This is a genomic window from Marinobacterium lacunae, from assembly GCF_000705555.1.
GTDB lineage: Bacteria > Pseudomonadota > Gammaproteobacteria > Pseudomonadales > Balneatricaceae > Marinobacterium_D > Marinobacterium_D lacunae.
On sequence record NZ_JMQN01000011.1, the window covers coordinates 14,764 to 32,004 of the forward strand.

General features: G+C 52.0%; 16 protein-coding genes. All 16 read right to left on the reverse strand.

Annotated features, from left to right (window positions below; translation table 11 throughout):
* Nucleotides 1-3: 3 nt before the first annotated feature.
* Nucleotides 4-795 carry a type IVB secretion system protein IcmH/DotU gene (icmH, locus tag ADIMK_RS01185; RefSeq protein ID WP_036182653.1) on the reverse strand — a complete coding sequence of 264 codons (792 nt, stop codon included), beginning with the start codon at nucleotides 793-795 and terminating at the stop codon, nucleotides 4-6.
* A 3-nt stretch (nucleotides 796-798) separates the two neighbouring features.
* Nucleotides 799-2,133 carry a type VI secretion system baseplate subunit TssK gene (gene tssK / locus ADIMK_RS01190; protein WP_036182655.1) on the reverse strand — a complete coding sequence of 445 codons (1,335 nt, stop codon included), beginning with the start codon at nucleotides 2,131-2,133 and terminating at the stop codon, nucleotides 799-801.
* A gap of 1 nt (nucleotide 2,134) precedes the next feature.
* Nucleotides 2,135-2,665 (reverse strand): type VI secretion system lipoprotein TssJ, encoded by a 531-nt coding sequence (gene tssJ / locus ADIMK_RS01195; RefSeq protein WP_036182657.1) that lies wholly within the window; start codon nucleotides 2,663-2,665, stop codon nucleotides 2,135-2,137.
* Complete coding sequence (tagH, locus tag ADIMK_RS01200; protein WP_036182659.1) at nucleotides 2,665-3,993, reverse strand: type VI secretion system-associated FHA domain protein TagH; 1,329 nt, start codon at nucleotides 3,991-3,993, stop codon at nucleotides 2,665-2,667. Before tagH ends, tssJ begins: the two co-directional genes overlap by 1 nt.
* Nucleotides 3,994-4,008: 15 nt before the next feature.
* A complete protein-coding gene (tssG, locus tag ADIMK_RS01205) occupies nucleotides 4,009-5,019 on the reverse strand; it encodes a type VI secretion system baseplate subunit TssG (RefSeq protein ID WP_036182661.1) in 1,011 nt (336 codons plus the stop codon).
* Complete coding sequence (tssF, locus tag ADIMK_RS01210) at nucleotides 4,983-6,749, reverse strand: type VI secretion system baseplate subunit TssF (protein ID WP_036182663.1); 1,767 nt, start codon at nucleotides 6,747-6,749, stop codon at nucleotides 4,983-4,985. The genes tssG and tssF overlap by 37 nt, the downstream gene beginning before the upstream one ends.
* Before the next feature lie 2 nt (nucleotides 6,750-6,751).
* A complete protein-coding gene (gene tssE, locus ADIMK_RS01215) occupies nucleotides 6,752-7,180 on the reverse strand; it encodes a type VI secretion system baseplate subunit TssE (RefSeq protein ID WP_036182665.1) in 429 nt (142 codons plus the stop codon).
* A 5-nt stretch (nucleotides 7,181-7,185) separates the two neighbouring features.
* Nucleotides 7,186-8,661 (reverse strand): type VI secretion system contractile sheath large subunit, encoded by a 1,476-nt coding sequence (gene tssC, locus ADIMK_RS01220; RefSeq protein WP_051692286.1) that lies wholly within the window; start codon nucleotides 8,659-8,661, stop codon nucleotides 7,186-7,188.
* An 81-nt stretch (nucleotides 8,662-8,742) separates the two neighbouring features.
* Nucleotides 8,743-9,231 carry a type VI secretion system contractile sheath small subunit gene (gene tssB / locus ADIMK_RS01225; protein WP_036182667.1) on the reverse strand — a complete coding sequence of 163 codons (489 nt, stop codon included), beginning with the start codon at nucleotides 9,229-9,231 and terminating at the stop codon, nucleotides 8,743-8,745.
* 232 nt (nucleotides 9,232-9,463) lie between these two features.
* Nucleotides 9,464-10,291: a class I SAM-dependent methyltransferase gene (locus ADIMK_RS01230; RefSeq protein WP_036182669.1), complete on the reverse strand. Its 828-nt coding sequence runs from the start codon at nucleotides 10,289-10,291 to the stop codon at nucleotides 9,464-9,466.
* Between the two features lie 172 nt (nucleotides 10,292-10,463).
* Nucleotides 10,464-11,900, reverse strand: a complete 1,437-nt coding sequence (aldA, locus tag ADIMK_RS01235; protein WP_036182671.1) for an aldehyde dehydrogenase — start codon at nucleotides 11,898-11,900, stop codon at nucleotides 10,464-10,466.
* 29 nt (nucleotides 11,901-11,929) lie between these two features.
* Complete coding sequence (locus ADIMK_RS01240; protein WP_036182674.1) at nucleotides 11,930-12,727, reverse strand: HpcH/HpaI aldolase family protein; 798 nt, start codon at nucleotides 12,725-12,727, stop codon at nucleotides 11,930-11,932.
* A gap of 180 nt (nucleotides 12,728-12,907) precedes the next feature.
* Nucleotides 12,908-14,092, reverse strand: coding sequence for an L-rhamnonate dehydratase (gene rhmD, locus ADIMK_RS01245; protein ID WP_036182676.1), 1,185 nt, complete (start codon nucleotides 14,090-14,092; stop codon nucleotides 12,908-12,910).
* A 19-nt stretch (nucleotides 14,093-14,111) separates the two neighbouring features.
* Nucleotides 14,112-15,428 carry a TRAP transporter large permease gene (locus tag ADIMK_RS01250; RefSeq protein WP_036182678.1) on the reverse strand — a complete coding sequence of 439 codons (1,317 nt, stop codon included), beginning with the start codon at nucleotides 15,426-15,428 and terminating at the stop codon, nucleotides 14,112-14,114.
* A complete protein-coding gene (locus tag ADIMK_RS01255; RefSeq protein WP_051692288.1) occupies nucleotides 15,428-15,919 on the reverse strand; it encodes a TRAP transporter small permease subunit in 492 nt (163 codons plus the stop codon). Before ADIMK_RS01255 ends, ADIMK_RS01250 begins: the two co-directional genes overlap by 1 nt.
* A 68-nt stretch (nucleotides 15,920-15,987) precedes the next feature.
* Nucleotides 15,988-17,007: a TRAP transporter substrate-binding protein DctP gene (gene dctP / locus ADIMK_RS01260; protein WP_036183142.1), complete on the reverse strand. Its 1,020-nt coding sequence runs from the start codon at nucleotides 17,005-17,007 to the stop codon at nucleotides 15,988-15,990.
* Nucleotides 17,008-17,241 lie beyond the last annotated feature (234 nt).

The window sequence follows — 17,241 nt, forward strand, 5'->3', positions numbered from 1 at the left end:
GCCTTAATTGAGTATCTGATGCAGCTGGTTAATCACGTCCGTCGACTTGTTAGCGAGCGAAAGCGAATAGGAAAGGAATACGGCCGTAACAATTAAAGAGAAACCCGCAAACACGGCCCATACAGGCATTTGGCGATCAAGGCGATAGCGCGTATTCACTACATGGCGCGTTGCGCCCACCATCAAATCAGGCTCTTCACCACGCTGATGACGGAGCGTTTCGTAAAGCCCGCGTATGACCTTATCGAACTCCTCACGCCCGTTGGCGATAACTTTGTAGCGCCCCTCGAAGCCAAGGCAGAAACACAGGTAAAGAAACTCGAGCAACTCTCTGTACTTGTCCCTCTCCGTTTCCAGACGCTGGAGAATCCCAAACACTTTCTCTCCTCCCCAGGTTTCGTTGTGAAAACGTGTCAGCAATGAGTGCTCTACCCACACACTGTCTGCTCCCCAGGATGTATTCATCACAGCCTCATCGATGAATGAGCAGAGGATGTAGCGGTACGCTAGAATCTCGGCGCGGTCATAACCCGACTCGGTCAACTCCACCTCAACCGCCATGATGTCGTCGACAGCATTTTGATAGAGCGCCTCGATATTCTTTAAACTGGCCAGGTTTCGCACTCTTAGCACCATACCGATCAATGGAGATGCGGCATCGATGAGCGGGTTGATACTGTCGCCGCGCAACCGAAACCAATAGGCTTGGTCGGCGTTGATATTTTGTGCTTGGTCAAACAGCAGAGACTCCACATGTCCGGGTGAAAAAGGCTGCCTTTCTGCCTGAAAATCCATTTCTTAGCTCCTGATTGCCCAAAACTGCATTTCCAGCTCGGGAAACTCTCCAGCCACGTGAAAAGCAAATCCACTCGAGCGTTCCAACATTTCCCAATTTCGGCTGCTTCGTTCCAACTGGAAGTAGGTATAACCGGCGTGGTAGGGCAACTGCCGGGGAGCAACCGGAAGCGGTATTAAAGGAACCCCAGGTAGCTGCAAAGATATGAACTCGCGAATCTTTTCGACGGAGGCGATCTTTGTCTGTTGAATAAACAGAGTTTTAAGTTCATCCAAGGGCATCCTTGCCCGAACTGCCAAAATAAAGTCGGCTTGTTTGATCAGATCAGGATCGGTTACTGGTGCGACCATCAAGCCGTATTTGCGCTTATGCAGCTGCAATGACACCGCCTTTGGCTCTAGAACGATACTGAGCGATTGACGAAGCATTGACATAACCTGAGCAAAGGCAGTCACTGGCATATCATGATCATAGGCTGGAAACGAGGGCGCGGTTCGGCTGTCGTCGGTAAAAGTAAACAGTTCGCCACACATGCTAACCAGCTCCTGATACAGCATCTCTGGGTGCAAACTGCGCAGGGTGGAAAAATGCTGAAGCACCGGCTGCATCCTGTTTAGCGATTGCAGCAACATGAAATCCGATACATCGGCGACACCGCCCTGATTTGGCGAACCCAACCGTAGGGCGATATTGCGCGCCCGCTCGCGCATTAACCCGGCCATCTCTCCAAGAAAGCGATGCAACCCTGGTACTGCGACGACGTTGTAATGACAGGGAGTGAAGTTGGAATCCAGCACGACGCTGCCATCCGGTCTTTTCTCCAGAATTCGGGCAATCGGCAGCGCGCTGTAAGCAGAACGATCATCTTTCTCCAGCATCAGACGCAAATGCACAGGACTAACGTCGATTGCGGTGAAGTCCCCCTGTTGCGAGTGAATATCACGCACCTGATGACTTCTTTTTATATAGCGGCCGCTGGCACCATGCTGCTCGTCCGCCACCTCTACAATTGAGTCACTACGCATCGCCAAAGCAAGATATACGATCTGGTTGGCCAATGAGCTGTCGCCGATCTCCAACGCCTCGGGTAGCAGATCTTCCTGCGGTATGTTGAACACGGTGCCATCCGGCATAACACCGCTAGCACGCTGAATGGCAATGCGGCCAAAGCTCAAGTATTCGGGATTCAGTTCAAGCTCCGACAACCCATAGAGATAGCCGCTTACAGCATCCAACCGGGCACCTGTCATGTATTCCATGTAGCGCTGCTGCTGTTGGAAGTGTTGAGGCTTGATAAATAGCCCCTCACTCCATATCACCCTATTTCTTGATGACATCTCACTCCACCTTATCCAGAACAACGTCCTGCTCGCTGAAATACATCAACAGATGATATTCACGGCCCGCTGGCTTTATTTTCACAACCTTCTTCCACTGAGACGCTTCAGGGTCACTGAAGCGGGCCATCAGACCGATGTATCGCGTATCTTTGCTGACTGTAAAACGATCAACGAATTTGAACTGTCCAGGCAGCAATGTGTAATCGCTATGGTCGATGTAGTTGGACCCCAACGCCTTTTCATCATCTGCACTCAGCGAGTCATAGTCGGCCCCCAGAAATCTGGAGTCGTCTTCCAACTCATACACCACCAACTCAAGCGGCGTTGCATCACCTACCGCATTGAGATTGACGTTATCGATGGCATACATGCTGTATGTCAGCGTGCTCGGGCGGTCTGCCATCTCCCCTACAGGTATGGAGGGATCCCACATCACCTGCGCTGTTTTTCGAGTTGCGTCCCAAACCGTACTGCACGCAGTCAGTTGAGTTAGACAAAGCCCAATAAGACATAGCCGTATCAGCTTCATCAGATTTCCCTTTGCAGTTCCCTGAGTTTTCTGTCGTACGCTTGCTCAAACACCTCCCAAAAAAGTTTTCGAAAGCCCTGTTGTCGCGTCGATGCCAACTCACGGTAGTAGTTTTCGTACATATCCCAAGCCCAGTTATCACGTGGTTTGACGGCCGCATCGCTCACTTTCCGGTATTGGGAAAAACGCTTTAGCAAGGTCTCTGGCGAAAATGCATCGAGGATGTAATTTAATGCCTCAGTAATGGCGTATTGAACCGCATCGTTATGGTGCTCGATTGAGTGAAGGCTCTCCTCTATAGCCGCGGCTGGCGAGAGATGTACGGGGCTTTTACGATCATCAAAGAGGGTACGAACTGTCTCTTCATAACTAAGGCCCAAACGCAGAGGGTTGTCCTCGATAGGCTGAAGATTCTTGTTGATTAGATCGTAGCGACTCGCCTGGACTTCACTGTGCAGGCCCAGCAACCCTCGAATTGCCGATTGCAGAGCCGCCCCCATCTCAACAGCCAACGCTTGCTGCCGACCGGTATCGCCCGCTTCATCCAGATTTACCCCGAGGCCCCGTAACATAGGCCCTGTTGCCAAATGACTAACCTCTGGTGCTCCGTCAGTCACGTGCAGTTCGGACTCAAGCAAGTCCAACGTCGTTTCGTCCATGAAACTCCCCTTTTCCATTCTTTGACTCGGATTGATGGCCGAGCCGGTATCAAAGTCCGTATCGGCCTGCGCGGTATAGCCGTTGTGCTGAATGTTAAGTTTTTTGGCCAGCGCCGCCTCAACCTCCGTAAAATTCCGGCATTTACCGTCGGTATCGACCATTGATGAACTGTGTTGATTAGCGCTTGCACTCAGAGCCTGTAATGGGTCATCCAAGACACCGGATGCATCGTCATTTCCCTCCTCACGATCACTGCTCTTTCCCTCATGTGCGATCAATGAACTGACTCCGGACTTGAACCACTCGGAAAGACGACCGGATACCGAACCACTCGTTTCTTCGGCATCGAGCAGTGCTACGCGAACGGTGTATGGACCAATGCTGAGCGTATCATTGTCATTCAACCGCGCTTTACGCCCTTTACCCAACGGGATGGTCGCGCCGTTCATCAGCACTCGACCACACAGATCTTCAATACAGAAATGTTCGTCCAGCCATGACACGCGCCCGTAGACATGGCCGATAGCTCCCAGGCGATCCCGCAAAATCCAGTCGCAGGACGAGTCAGCCCCTATCGTTCCTCCTTCGATGTCCATACGTGTGTGTGGCGTCAACCCAGCCTCAAGCAACTGGGAGTTAACAACATTCAATGCAATCAAATTACTCAAGCGATCCGACTCCCTTCATTGCCTGATTTGAATTACGACACGCTTCTTCTCGGCACCTCCCTTACCGAGAAACGAAGACCAACCGAGCAACCCTCCCTTGACCTCTCCTAACTGAATGACAGGCGCATCTTTAAGTCGCGGGATCAGCTCTAAGTCATATGACATCTGCTCACGGAGGATCACTTCCATCACTTTGCACAACGGCAGAAACTCCCTCCCCGAAGGCAAGAAATCCCTAAATCGATCCAGTGTCAGGTCGTTTATACACAGCACAAACTTGCTTGATATATCGCCTATACGCTCCCCTACAACGGCATCCACGCCCAGTTGCGAATTAGCCATTCCCAAACAACAGCGCTGTTCTACCGGTATATCCACATACCTGAACTGCCACTGACGAATTGAAACCTGATCAAGATCGAAACAGTGTGCGACGATACCGGAGACCGCTTGTGGTGACCGACTACGACCGGCGAGCATCCCGGTATAGGCCAGCATCTTGCACCAATTGATCGGCGTTTCCCCTCTCAAGCTATCGTTGCCAAGCCCGACCAACGCAAACACCCGGGATGAAAATGCATCACGGGCATCGTCTTGAAAGCGCACGTAATAGCGATACTTGCGCCACGCCCTGTAGAGAAGTGCGATCAACCGGTTGTTGAAGAAGTCCAGAAACCGGCGCCGGATATCCGCCTCGTCATTCAACAGCATGTCCAACAGATAGCTGGGCAACGGAGACTGCGCGCCATTCAATCCCAAAAACGAGGCCTCAATCTTTATCCGCCCGCCCTTAGACTCTTCCACCGAGGTTATATCGGATGGAGCAAATCCGAGACTTGGAGTAGCACTGAAATAGAGTGCACAACTCACCTCCCAGTCCGCCCTCTCAGGATCCCTGCTATTTATCCTGTGCAGCAATTCCACCAGCTGAAAAAAGCTGTACTGACGAAACTCGATCGGCAATCCTTGAGTGACGATCTCTGGAGAGGTTAGATCAGCGGCTGCTGGCCAACCTGGATATCCCATGTGTAACGTTCCTTGTTATGGGCATTGATCACGACCAGCTCATGAAATGAGTTAATGCTGGCGTAGAGCGCAAAAAAACAGTTCAACACAGCCCCGAATAGATACAGATCACCTTCCGAAGCAAAATACTTCTGATCCAGCTCCAGTTCTGTTTTGAGGCCTCTTATCGGCATCCCCCGGATAATCCTTTCCGTAGGTTTTGCATGAATGCCAATGATGCCATCCAGTCGTAATCGAGTAACCTGCTCGGCCTGGCGATCCACCAATGCCTTGAAGTCATAAGCACGAATAATTGAGCAAATCGCATCACGCGATAACAGCGACAAATAGTTAAGCGACAAATTTGAGATCAGAGTCCATAAAAGGCTGCCGTCGAGCACAGGCCTTAGAGGATTACTGGGCTCGGTTATATTGCAGAAAGCGGCAAAGCTCGGCGTTGTCTCGGTCGGTACGCAAACATCCCCTTTTCCCAGTCGGGTGGGAAGCTGGCGGTTCGAGCAAGTCAGACGCACGGAAATGGCTTCGTTCAAATCGACGCACTGCGTCTCATCACTTCGCACAAAGGATATGAAATGATCCATCCCAACATTACGCATACTGTCACGTACGCGCAGACGGTAATAAAGCGCCGTGCGACTCCGTGCCCGCTCCACTTCGTGCTGAAAGCTTTCGAACGGAGAATAGATCCGTTCCCTTCCGCGCACGCGGCCCTGATCTGCGTCAAGCCAACCCTGTACCTTGTCGACGCTGAAAATTTCAAAGTGGGAGGGGTGACGAGCGGACGGGACGACTGGGTATTCAACACGTCGACCATTCAAATCAATCGGATCGGCATCATGTTCGAAGAGATTGATAGCGGGTACGCAGTAAAGTAAGAACGTGTCGTCACGAACGTGCACATCAGCGGGCAGGGTTTTGGAAAATCGCAGTCTGACGCTAAAGTTACCCTCGACATGAGCAGGCACGGAATCCGCAATTTTTCTGATATCGAAAAAGTGAAATGCCTCGGGTATTGCCAGATACTCCTGCAGAACGCGATAACCCTCATACACATTCTTTGGATAGGGCAGAATCCCGTCACCAGCAGCGAACCCAACAGAACAAAATGCACTTAATGGCAAGCCAAAAACACCTTGCGCGCTGACCAGCTCTATTTTATCGAGATGATGATGCAACCATAGATATAGCATCTGAGCGCTGTAACGCTGACCACCAAGATACAACCTCAATACTTCGAGGTTCATGTCCCGCAAAGAAGCGGCACTGCTGTTATCGAATAACAACTCTATTGTTGTAGACTCCCTTGAGTGTGAGGCGTCTATCTTCGCTATCTGTAACGGATAAATATCAACTGGGCGACAGGTACGAAAATGGCAACTTTGCCCCTCCACCGGCCGGCTATCCAGCCTACAGCCTTCGGCAACCCTCTGGCGGTGGGTGATGCCTTTCCCATCAGGCTTAAACTGAACAATCGTTGTACTGGGTATTGGCCTCAAATAATTAGGCCATAACATACTGATCATTGAGTGTGTAAATTCAGGAAACTCGTCGTCGATCTTTTCCCGAATTCGACCTGTCAGAAAAGCAAACCCCTCAAGTAAACGCTCAATGTCCGGATCAGCATGGTTACCACGCAGGTAGCGCGCCAGCTGAGGATAGATATCCGAAAATACCTCCCCTTGCTCTCGTAAAAACGCAAGTTCATCCCTGAAATATCTATCTTGGGCCACGACTAAAGCACTTTATATCTACGGTTGTTATCAAGTAACAAATCGATCTTCAGCCGATCCTTGGCAGAAGCTACTTTGATACCACCAACAATATGAAACCTGAGGTTCATCGGATCAGTATCGTCAAACAGAACCTTCACCTCGATATCGATCAAGCGTGGCTCGAAACGAGCCAGGCACTGAGCGATCCCGTGACGCATTCTCAAGCCCAAATCGATACTGCCGGAACTCGCATCGTTAAAATCAAACAACCCAAGCTCCGGACAACTCTGACTTTCGCCGATACGGGTGTTCAGCACATGCGACACGTTACGCTTAATCGAATCGACAATATCACTTAAGCCGGAACCATCCTTATCCTCGTGGTGGCTACTCCCTAAACGATCAAAGAAGCAGACACCGTAGGACTCGGCTATTTCATCGTCGATCAAGGCGTTTACTCCTGATCCAGACGACCCACCAGCGACAGCTCAAAATTGGCGCCCATGTACTTGAAGTGAGGGCGAACAGCCATCGAAACCTGGTACCAGCCTGGATCACCTTGTACGTCCATCACATCTATACGCGCAGCACGAAGAGGTCTACGGCTTCGAACCTCAGCGGGCGGGTTCTCCTGATCCGCAACATACTGTTTAATCCAGTTATTGAGCTCTCGCTCAAGATCTTGGCGCTCCTTCCAGGAGCCAATTTGCTCACGCTGTAATACTTTAATGTAGTGCGCCAGCCTGTTGACGATCATCATATAGGGGATCTGCGTACCCAGCTTGTAATTGGTCTGGGCGTCTTGACCCTCTTTGGTGTTAGAGAAAACCTTGGGCTTTTGAATAGAGTTCGCTGAAAAAAACGCCGCATTATCACTGCCCTTACGCATGGTCAAACTAATGAACCCTTCATCTGCAAGTTCAAACTCCTTGCGATCAGTGATGAGAACCTCGGTCGGTATCTTTGCCTGAAGTGCCCCCATCGACTCGAACAGATGCACCGGAAGATCTTCAACAGCACCACCGCTCTGAGGACCAATGATATTCGGACACCATCGATATTTGGCAAAACTCTCCGTCAATCGTGTGGCGAGGGCAAAAGCCGTGTTGCCCCACAGGTAATCCTCATGGCTAGAGCTGACATTTTCTCGATAGTTAAAGCTGCGAACGGGGTTTTCGCTCGGGTCATAAGGTACGCGCAACAGGAAGCGTGGAGCAGTAAGTCCGATGTAACGCGCGTCATCAGACTCTCGAAGCGCACGCCACTTGGTGTATCGGGGACTTTCAAACGTAGACTTCAGGTCCTTGATATTGGGCAGTTCTTCGAATGATTCAACACCAAAAAACTCAGGTCCGACAGACGACAGGAAAGGTGCGTGGGACATCGCTCCCACAGCGCCAACGTACTGCAACAACTTCATATCCGGTGTTGATGGCGTAAACGCGTAATTACCGATGATCGCACCAACCGGCTCTCCGCCGAACTGACCATAGCCTGCTGAATACACATGTTTATAAAGCCCTGACTGTGTCGTTTCCGGCGAAAACTCAAAGTCATCGAGAAGTTCGGTTTTCGTCGCATGTAATACTTCGATCTTTATGTTTTCTCGAAAATCCGTACGATCTACCAGAAGCTTCAGGCTACGCCATGCAGACTCCATCTGCTGTACTGCCTCGCTGTGCAGTATGGCATCCATCTGCACGCTAATCTTACGGTCTAGCTCGACAAGCATTTTATCAACCAGCGCCTTATTAACAGGCTCTGCAGAACTATCCGTTTCGAGAATATTACCGATAAATGCCGCCACGCCTCGACGTGCAGTGTCATACCCCTCATCGACAGGTGCCATACGAGTTTGGGCCATGATCTGATCAAGCAGTGTCGAATCCAAATCGCGAGACAGGCCTGATGCCTGGCTTTGAACGTCCATGTTAATGCCTTCCTTAAACCACTCTGAAATCTAAACCCAAGGCTCAACAAACCTGTATAGGCTGAGCACTTCGCGTATGAATTATTGATCCAGCTGACGCAACTCGCTAAGCAGCTTTTCTCTCGACTCTTCAGTCGAAATCAGGTCCTGCAGAGTTGACCGAAACGCCGGTATATTCCCGAGTGGCCCCTTGAGCGCAACCAACGCTTCGCGCAACTCAATAAGTTTTTTAATTTCAGGTACTTGCTCGCCGATAGAGTCGGGAGAGAAATCTTGGAGGGAGTCAAACTTCAGGTCTACGGAAAGCTCTTCGCCTTCATTGTCCGTCAACCTGTTAGGGACTGTCATTGAAACGGAGAGATTGGATTCTTTCATGACCGATTCAAAGTTCGATTTATCGACCTGAACCACATCACGGTCTTCAAGCGATGTATCCTCGGGGTGTCCTTTAAAATCCCCAAGAACCAATAACTTAAGAGGAAGTTCCATCTCACTTTGCTGATCGCCGGTAGAGGGCACGTATTTAATATTAATACGCTCTTTCGGCGCTACAGAAGCGTCTTTGCTCATGCGAATATCTCCTTATAAAGCGCTACGCTATCCTCGCGTAGTGACCCAATCCTTTGGGTGGCAACACACTACAATCCACTATCCGCACTGTCAATCTCAATGGCCATATATAGGATATCGTCAATTGCTCAGCGTCATGAAAATCTCTGCACTCAGAAATTTAATTGACCGTCTAAAACATCTGCTTCCCGATAATGACGGTTTCAACTCAGGTACGGAAAACTGCGCTTGATCAAGCCTTACGGCATATCACCTGTATCGGACAGGTTCGCCCCTCTTCTATGTTGATGCCCGCATTGCGTATCTTATCCACCGCGCTATCGCCCATCAGCAGATGGACGCCAAAGGCGGGTAAGGTGCCTGCCTCGGCCTTGGCCACGGCGGCCTTGTAGCCAGACAGGTAATGCTGGCCCGTCTCTTGGATGTGTATATCCGTAAAGCCCGCTGCCTCCAACGCTGCACGCGTCTCGTTTGGGGTGATCAGGTAAGCCCCTCTGCCATCGTCCGACCAGGGTACGGGGTAGCGGGGATCGCCGGTTGGCCCCAAACCGTGCTCGGTCAGGGCGAAGAAGGCGCCGGGTTTTAACACACGGCAGGCTTCGGCAAAAAACGCGGCCCTGTCGGGCACGTTCATGGTGACGTGTTGGCTGTAAGCACCGTCGAACTGCGCATCGGCATACGGCAGTGTCTGTCCGTCGCCCAGCTCGATCTCGACTTGCGACGTCAGGCCGACAAGCTCGGTCAGTTTGTTCCCCGTGTCGACAAACCGTGCGGTGATGTCGATACCGGATACGTGGCAACCAAAGCGCTTAGCCAGATAGCGCGCAGGACCACCGACACCACAGCCGATATCGACCAGACGATCACCTGCTTTGATCGGCAATCGCTCTGCCAGCTCGACCGTCGCGGGAAAGCCCCGCGCATGGAAGTGATCGACCGGTGCCAGATCTTCGACCGTCACACGGTCTGTCGATCGGCCGCTGTCTGCCAGCGCAGCGAGTATGCGTGCAAACAGGTCGCCCTGTTCCTGATAGGTTTGGGATAGATCTGTCCGTGACATCCTGACTCCTGCTGCGGCACTGAGGGTGCTTCATTTTATGATCTGAAGAGGTGTCAGACTATCACGTGGTCAGGTTCATACGACCTTTTTGTCAGTTCAGGCGTGTTCGCAGTGTGGATAAAACGTTTTGACGGGCAGCGAACCTTCGCTCGCCGCCCGTTATTGACTGGCCTCAGCTCTGCAGATAGACAACCTGCGTATGCAAGTATTCATACAGGCCGTGTTTACCGTCAGCACCACCGACACCCGATTTACGCACTCCGGCATGGTAGCCTTGCATCGCTTCGAAGTTCTCGCGGTTGATGTAGGTTTCACCAAAGTCCAACTCGCGCACGGCTTTCATCGCTTTCGACAGATCCCGCGTGTAGATCGAGGAGGTCAGGCCGTACTCACAGTCGTTTGCATGGGCAATCGCCTCGTCAAGATCGTCGACGATCTGAATAGGCAGCACCGGACCAAACGTCTCTTGCCGCATGATATCCATATCCATGGTGCAATCGGTCAGCACTGTCGGTTCGTAGTGATATCCACTGCCAAGGTCGGCTATACGTCCGCCACTGACCAGTGTCGCGCCCTGCTCTACCGCTTTCTCAACCGCGGCCGCTACCTTGTCCAGGCCCTGACGGTTCACCAGCGGCCCCATCTCGATGTCGGAGTCGGTAAGCGGATTGCCGTAACGCGTTTCACTCATTGCGGCACTGACACGCTTGATAAATTCATCGGCAATTCCGCGCTGAACATACACGCGTTCTGCGCAGTTGCACACTTGACCGGTGTTGATCACGCGTGAGTCGCGAATCGCCTTCACGGCCAGCTCCAGGTCGGCATCATCGAGTACGATCGCCGGCGCCTTGCCACCCAGTTCCAGATTCAACTTGGTAATGTTGGGGGCTGCCGCCGCCATGATCCGCTCACCGGTACCAACACTGCCGGTAAAGCTGATCATGTCGACTTTGGCATTACTGCTCAGCTGAGCGCCCACACCACCATCGCCGGATACGACGTTAAACACACCCGCAGGCAGATCGGTCTCGGCGACCAGCTTGGCAAACTCAAAGCAATTATTAGGCGTTTCCTCACTGGGCTTGATCACGATGGTGTTGCCCGTCACCAAGGCCGGTGCCATCTTTCTCGCGATCAGGAAAAACGGGAAGTTCCAGGGCAGAATGCCCGCTACGACCCCCAAAGGCTTGCGGAACATGAAGATGTTTTCGCCCGCTCGATCGCTGGTGATGATTTCACCTTCGATGCGACGCGCCCACTCGGCCATGTAGTCGATGTAGTCAGCAGTAAAGCTGACTTCTACTTCTGCCAGTCCCAGCACCTTGCCCTGCTCTTCACTGATAATGCGGGCGAGTCTCGGCGCTTCGGCACGCACCTTCTCTGCGATTTTGCGCAGATATCCAGCGCGCTCAATCGCGGGTTTGGCGGCCCAGGACTTCTGTGCTTTGCGCGCCGCGTCCAGTGCCTTTTCAACATCGTCAGGGGTCGACGCCGGCACGCGGGAAATCAACGCCTGGGTGGCCGGGTTATACACTTCAATGAATTGCTCTGTATCTGTGAAGCGTCCGTCGATGAAGTTTTGATACTGAGTAACAGTGTGAGTCATGACTTTGCTCTCCGCGTTTCTTAGGTTTGTTAGTACAGCGATGAGGGCTTAGGCCCGATGTCCGAATCGCGATAACGACTCAGTGTGTCTTTCAATGCCTGACGCATCAGGCTGATATCGATCGCCACGGCAACGAAGGTGCATCCCCATTCCAGATAGCGCTTGGCATCGGTATCGACCGGGGCAAGAATCCCACACGCTTTGCCGGCGGCACGCGTAGCATCCACCACACAACGGATACTTTCCTGAACCTCCGGATGCCCCGGATTGCCGGGATGTCCAAGACCAATCGACAAATCGGCTGGCCCGATGAAGACAGCATCGACGCCTTCAACCGCGGCGATTTCCGCTACGTTCTCGACACCCTTGCGAGACTCTACCTGCACAATCAGACAGAGCTCTTCATGGGCTTTTTCCAGATAGTCGGGAATGCTGTCCCAGCGTGTGGCACGGGCCAGACCTCCGCCAACCCCCCGCACGCCGTGCGGCGGATAACGCATCGCCCGTACCAGTTCACGCGCTTGCTCTGCACTTTCGACCATCGGGACCATCAGCGTCTGAACACCGATATCGAGAAGTTGCTTGATCAGGTCTTTATCACCGTTTACCGCGCGCACTACGGGGTGGGATGGGTAAGGTGCAACGGCCTGAAGCTGCGCTAGCACCATCGGCACGGTGTTAGGCACGTGTTCACCGTCGATCAGCAACCAGTCATAGCCAGTAGTAGCCAGAATTTCAGCTGAAAAGCCGGTACCGAAGCTCGCCCAGCATCCATATTGAGGCTCCGCGTGGAGTCGTCTTTTGAAGGTATTCTCAGGTAACTTCATTGCATCGTTCTCCTGTTTAACAGGGCCATGGAAACACGGCGACACTGTGCTCCTGCCCCTGTGATCAGCCGTCTATTCCGCTTTTACAAGGCGCAAAAACCCTGGGGAGGCTGATTCAAAATCAGTCCCAACTGCGGTTGTCGATCAGGTAAAAGTGGACGTCGGCGGCAGTGCCGTTAATTAATGCGTATAGGGTCTGGTCAGCGTGCAGTCCGGATTGAGTCGAACACCGAACCCCGGCTTATCCAGCTCTGTTGACTTCATGCGACCATTAACCGGTACCGGCTCATCCAGCAGAAGCGGATTGAACATCGGCACTACCTTATCCGCTTTGGGCGCCATCATCAGAAACTCCGCGAACGGGCTGTTCTGCCGGGTAATCACGAAGTGATAGCTGTACACCGACGAGCCATGCGGCACCACCAATACATTGTGTGCATCTGCTAACGCCGATATTTTGATGAGCTCGGTTATGCCACCACACCATCCCACATCCGGCTGAATCAGGTCACAGCATCCCATCTCCATCAGCATCCGGAAGCCCCAGCGGGTTGCTTCGTGCTCCCCGGTGGTGACCATCATGCCTTTAGGCGCCTGCTTGCGCAGTTCGGCATAACCCCAGTAATCATCCGGCGGCAGGCACTCTTCAATCCACTTCAGGCCGTATTCCTTGGCCGCGTGTGCAAGTCGGGTCGCATAGTTCAGATCCAGACTCATCCAGCAATCAAACATCAGCCAGAAATCATCACCAACCCGCTCACGCATGGTAGCGAGATTGGCGATGGTTTTTTTCAATCCCTCTTCGCCATCGGAAGGCCCATATTGCAGCGGCATTTTGCCACCGATAAAGCCCATCTTTTTCGCTAGATCCGGCCGGGCTCCAGTTGCATAGAACTGCAGTTCGTCACGCACAGCACCACCGAGCATTTCGTAAACCGGCTCATTACGGATCTTGCCGAGCAGATCCCAAAGTGCGAGGTCTACACCCGATATTGTGTTCAGCACTATGCCCTTACGGCCGTAGTAAAGCGTGCCATTGAACATCTGGTCCCAGATTTTCTCGATATCCGTAACCTTGGCGCCCTCGACAAAGCGAGCCAGGTGCTTTTCTACAATAAAGGCTCCAAGCTCCCCCCCTGTTGTGACGGCAAACCCGACCGTACCGTCACTTGCCTCGACTTCCACAACGAGAGTACCCAAAACATTGATGCCAAAACTCTGGCGGCTCTGCTTGTACTGCGGATATTTGCTCATCGGTGTGCAAATGTGATCGTCGATCCAGTGCCCGTCACCCTGATCGTGATAATCTGCGCCCCCGCCTCGAACAACAAATGCGCGTACATGTTTGATAACAGGAATACTCATATTATTACCCTTCGTATTATTAATAGCTGGATAGCTGCTGAGGTAGCCAAAGCGCTATATCGGGGAAAGCCATAACCAAGCCAAGCGCGACCATTTGGAGCACAATAAATGGCAGAACTCCGCGGAATATATCCATGAGTGAAACTTCTGGAGGCGCAACACTTTTCAGATAGAAACAGGCGGGGCCAAAAGGTGGTGATATAAAGGATATCTGCATATTCATACAGAACAGAACACCGAACCAAACAGGATCCAGACCCATGGATTTTATGATGGGTATAAATATTGGCATGGTCAGGATCAAAATACCGATCCAATCCATAAACATACCCAGAACAGCCAGAATCACCATCATGATGATAACGACAATGATCGGAGCAAACGGCAGTCCCTGCATAAGCCCACTGAGGTAGCGCGACCCACCCATGATGTTGAATATGCCGATCAGCGCTGTGGCTCCAAGGCTTAGCCAGAACAGTTTTCCGCAGGTTTTAAGTGTCTCATCCAGAGACTCTTTCAGTGATTTTTTGGTCAGCAACCCGCGTTTGATAACCATCGCGAACGTAGCGATGCATCCCATCGCGGCAGCTTCCGTCACCGAGCTTATGCCACCGTAAATGCTGCCCAGCACCCACAGCGCTATAAGACCAGGCGCAATCAGACTCTTGAGGGTCCGCAACTTGTCGCGAAAACTCAGCACCTCCTCTTCCGGAAGCGCCGGCCCCTGTTCGGGCTTGAACTTGCACAGGACGAAGATATAGACCATGTAAAGACCCGAGAGCAGCAATCCCGGCAGCAATGTGGCCTTGAAGAGATCCCCTGTAGATACCCCAGCGGTCACGCCATACATGATCAGGACAATGCTTGGAGGAATCATGGTCCCCAGCGCTCCGCCGGCGGCGATCGTACCCACGGCCAAGTGCTTGTTGTAGTTCAGGCGCAGCAGTTGCGGCAACGCGACCAAACCCAACATGACGGTTTCCCCACCGACTATGCCGGTGATGGCCGCGAGCAGTACCGCTACAAACATGGTTTGTATGGCAACACCACCGCGCAGACGTCCCGACCATACATACATGGCATTGAACAGATCACGGGCAACACCTGAGCGCTCCATGAAGGCGGCCATCAATACGAACATCGGCACGGCCAGTAAAGCAGGCTCGGTCACGAACGAGTACATGCGTGCTGCGATCAACGTGATGCCATCAGGACCGATCACGAGCAACGTGGTTACGATGGCGATCGCCATCGTAATGAAGGCAAGCGGCAAACCCAGCGCCATCATGGCAACCATGCTGCCCAGAATGCCTAGTGTGGCAAATTGAACCGACATTATTCAGCCTCCGGATTGGCGTTACCGATCAGATCCGAAACGAAGTTACAGGTCGCCTGAAGTGTCATCATTACTGCGCTCAAGGTAATGAGCGGCTTCAGTAATGCAGGAATCGGAACATCCCAACCACTGCCGGTCGTTTCCCAACTGCTGAAAGCGGTCCAGCCAAAAGACCATCCGGCCCAGGCCACACACGCACACACCACTGAGCAAAACAAGCTATTGAACAGATCGAGGCGGTCCTGCCATCTTTCGCTCAGCATGTGATGAAAAGCTGTTATAGCGATATGATCACGTTGCTGTAGAACAAAAGAGCCAGACAGAATAATCGCAGAGGCCGATAGCGCGATGCTCAAGTCATACACCCATATAGTGGGTGCATTAAATACATAGCGCATGGCCACTTCATAACCGGTAATTAAAACGCTGATCAGGAAGAACCAAGAAACTAACTGACCTATCTTTATCGATAGATAGCTGATAAATCTCATAAAGACCTCTCCATTATTCACCGGGCCCGTCGGCCCGGCGAATAAAAACCCATTTGCAGGTTTTATGCTTACAGCAGGCCGAGACGTTTCATGAAAGCAACATGAGACTCATATGCTTGCTTGGCCAGATCGGACTGTTCAGCTGCTTCAGACCATACTTCCTTGGCGATATCGCGCATTTTTGCTTTTTCTTCCTGCGACCAGTAGATCGGCTCGACCCCTTTATTGCGATCTGCCTTCATGACATCTCCGCGAGACACCATATCCTGAAGATTGATTTGAACCGTAAGGTCTCGATAAGCAGTTGTAATGATCTGCTGAATATCCTTGGGCTGGGCATCCCACTTTTTCTGACTCACCGACATCGACAGAACTGGCAAAGAATGGAAGTCAACGATCGGGTACTTGGCAATATCGTGATACCCCGCATCGCTGTTCATGACGTAGCTGCTGGCGTCGGCGGCATCGATCACGCCTTTCTCGAGGGCAGAGTAGATATCAGCCATACCCATGTTGACCGGAGAGGCATCCATCTTGGCAAAGATGTTCGATGCCAGCCCCGACGGAGCTCGTACCTTGATGCCTGCCATATCCTCAACCGAGCGAATAGGCTTTTTCGAGATCAGCGACTCGATACCGGCGTTGGAACAACCAACGAAGTGGATATTAAATTTGTCATAGGCTTGCTGGAACAGCTCCTTGCCGCCGCCGAACTCACACCATGCAAAGGCCTGGGTCCAGTTTTCGTACCCGCCTACCAAGTCAGAGAGCATGGCGAAACCTTTGTCCCTTCCCGCGAAGTACGCAGGCGATGTGATATCGCCATCAATGATGCCGTAACCAATTGCATCAATGGTTTCATTGGGAGGAACCACCGAACCACCCGGCAACAACTCAAGGCGCAAACGCCCACCGAGCATTTCGTTAACGTTGTTCACCCAGCTCTGCTCGGCCTGAAAAACGATATGGCCCGTGGGCAAATGACTTTGAATCTTCCACACCTCTTCAGCCTGGGCACTGACTGACAACGCGCTTAATACCACGCCGGAAACTATGCACTTAACGCCGTTAAATCGGTTGTTAACCATCATGTTCTCCACGTTCATTTATATTAGTTGTTACCTTAGGGAGATAGTCTAACCTGTCTGACAAGTTATACTGTGTTTACTATTTAGCTTCACCCCGCTATTCTTGTCAACAACATCGTGGCGAAACCGCACTATCGATTTTCATCGGCGCCCTGTATCAAGGAACGTTCAGGCTGCGCGGCAAACACCGAGTCATGGAGATGTGTGCAACATCTCCCGAGAAGAGGCAATCAA

Bases quoted from the DNA above. Each gene is read 5' to 3' on its own strand.
- tssG (WP_036182661.1), bottom strand. From the start codon at position 5,019: ATGGGATATCCAGGTTGGCCAGCAGCCGCTGATCTAACCTCTCCAGAG.
- ADIMK_RS01230 (WP_036182669.1), bottom strand. From the start codon at position 10,291: ATGTCACGGACAGATCTATCCCAAACCTATCAGGAACAGGGCGACCTG.
- tssC (WP_051692286.1), bottom strand. From the start codon at position 8,661: ATGGACGTTCAAAGCCAGGCATCAGGCCTGTCTCGCGATTTGGATTCG.
- ADIMK_RS01255 (WP_051692288.1), bottom strand. From the start codon at position 15,919: ATGAGATTTATCAGCTATCTATCGATAAAGATAGGTCAGTTAGTTTCT.
- rhmD (WP_036182676.1), bottom strand. From the start codon at position 14,092: ATGAGTATTCCTGTTATCAAACATGTACGCGCATTTGTTGTTCGAGGC.
- tssJ (WP_036182657.1), bottom strand. From the start codon at position 2,665: ATGAAGCTGATACGGCTATGTCTTATTGGGCTTTGTCTAACTCAACTG.
- dctP (WP_036183142.1), bottom strand. From the start codon at position 17,007: ATGGTTAACAACCGATTTAACGGCGTTAAGTGCATAGTTTCCGGCGTG.
- tssK (WP_036182655.1), bottom strand. From the start codon at position 2,133: ATGTCATCAAGAAATAGGGTGATATGGAGTGAGGGGCTATTTATCAAG.
- ADIMK_RS01240 (WP_036182674.1), bottom strand. From the start codon at position 12,727: ATGAAGTTACCTGAGAATACCTTCAAAAGACGACTCCACGCGGAGCCT.
- icmH (WP_036182653.1), bottom strand. From the start codon at position 795: ATGGATTTTCAGGCAGAAAGGCAGCCTTTTTCACCCGGACATGTGGAG.
- ADIMK_RS01250 (WP_036182678.1), bottom strand. From the start codon at position 15,428: ATGTCGGTTCAATTTGCCACACTAGGCATTCTGGGCAGCATGGTTGCC.
- aldA (WP_036182671.1), bottom strand. From the start codon at position 11,900: ATGACTCACACTGTTACTCAGTATCAAAACTTCATCGACGGACGCTTC.
- tssB (WP_036182667.1), bottom strand. From the start codon at position 9,231: ATGAGCAAAGACGCTTCTGTAGCGCCGAAAGAGCGTATTAATATTAAA.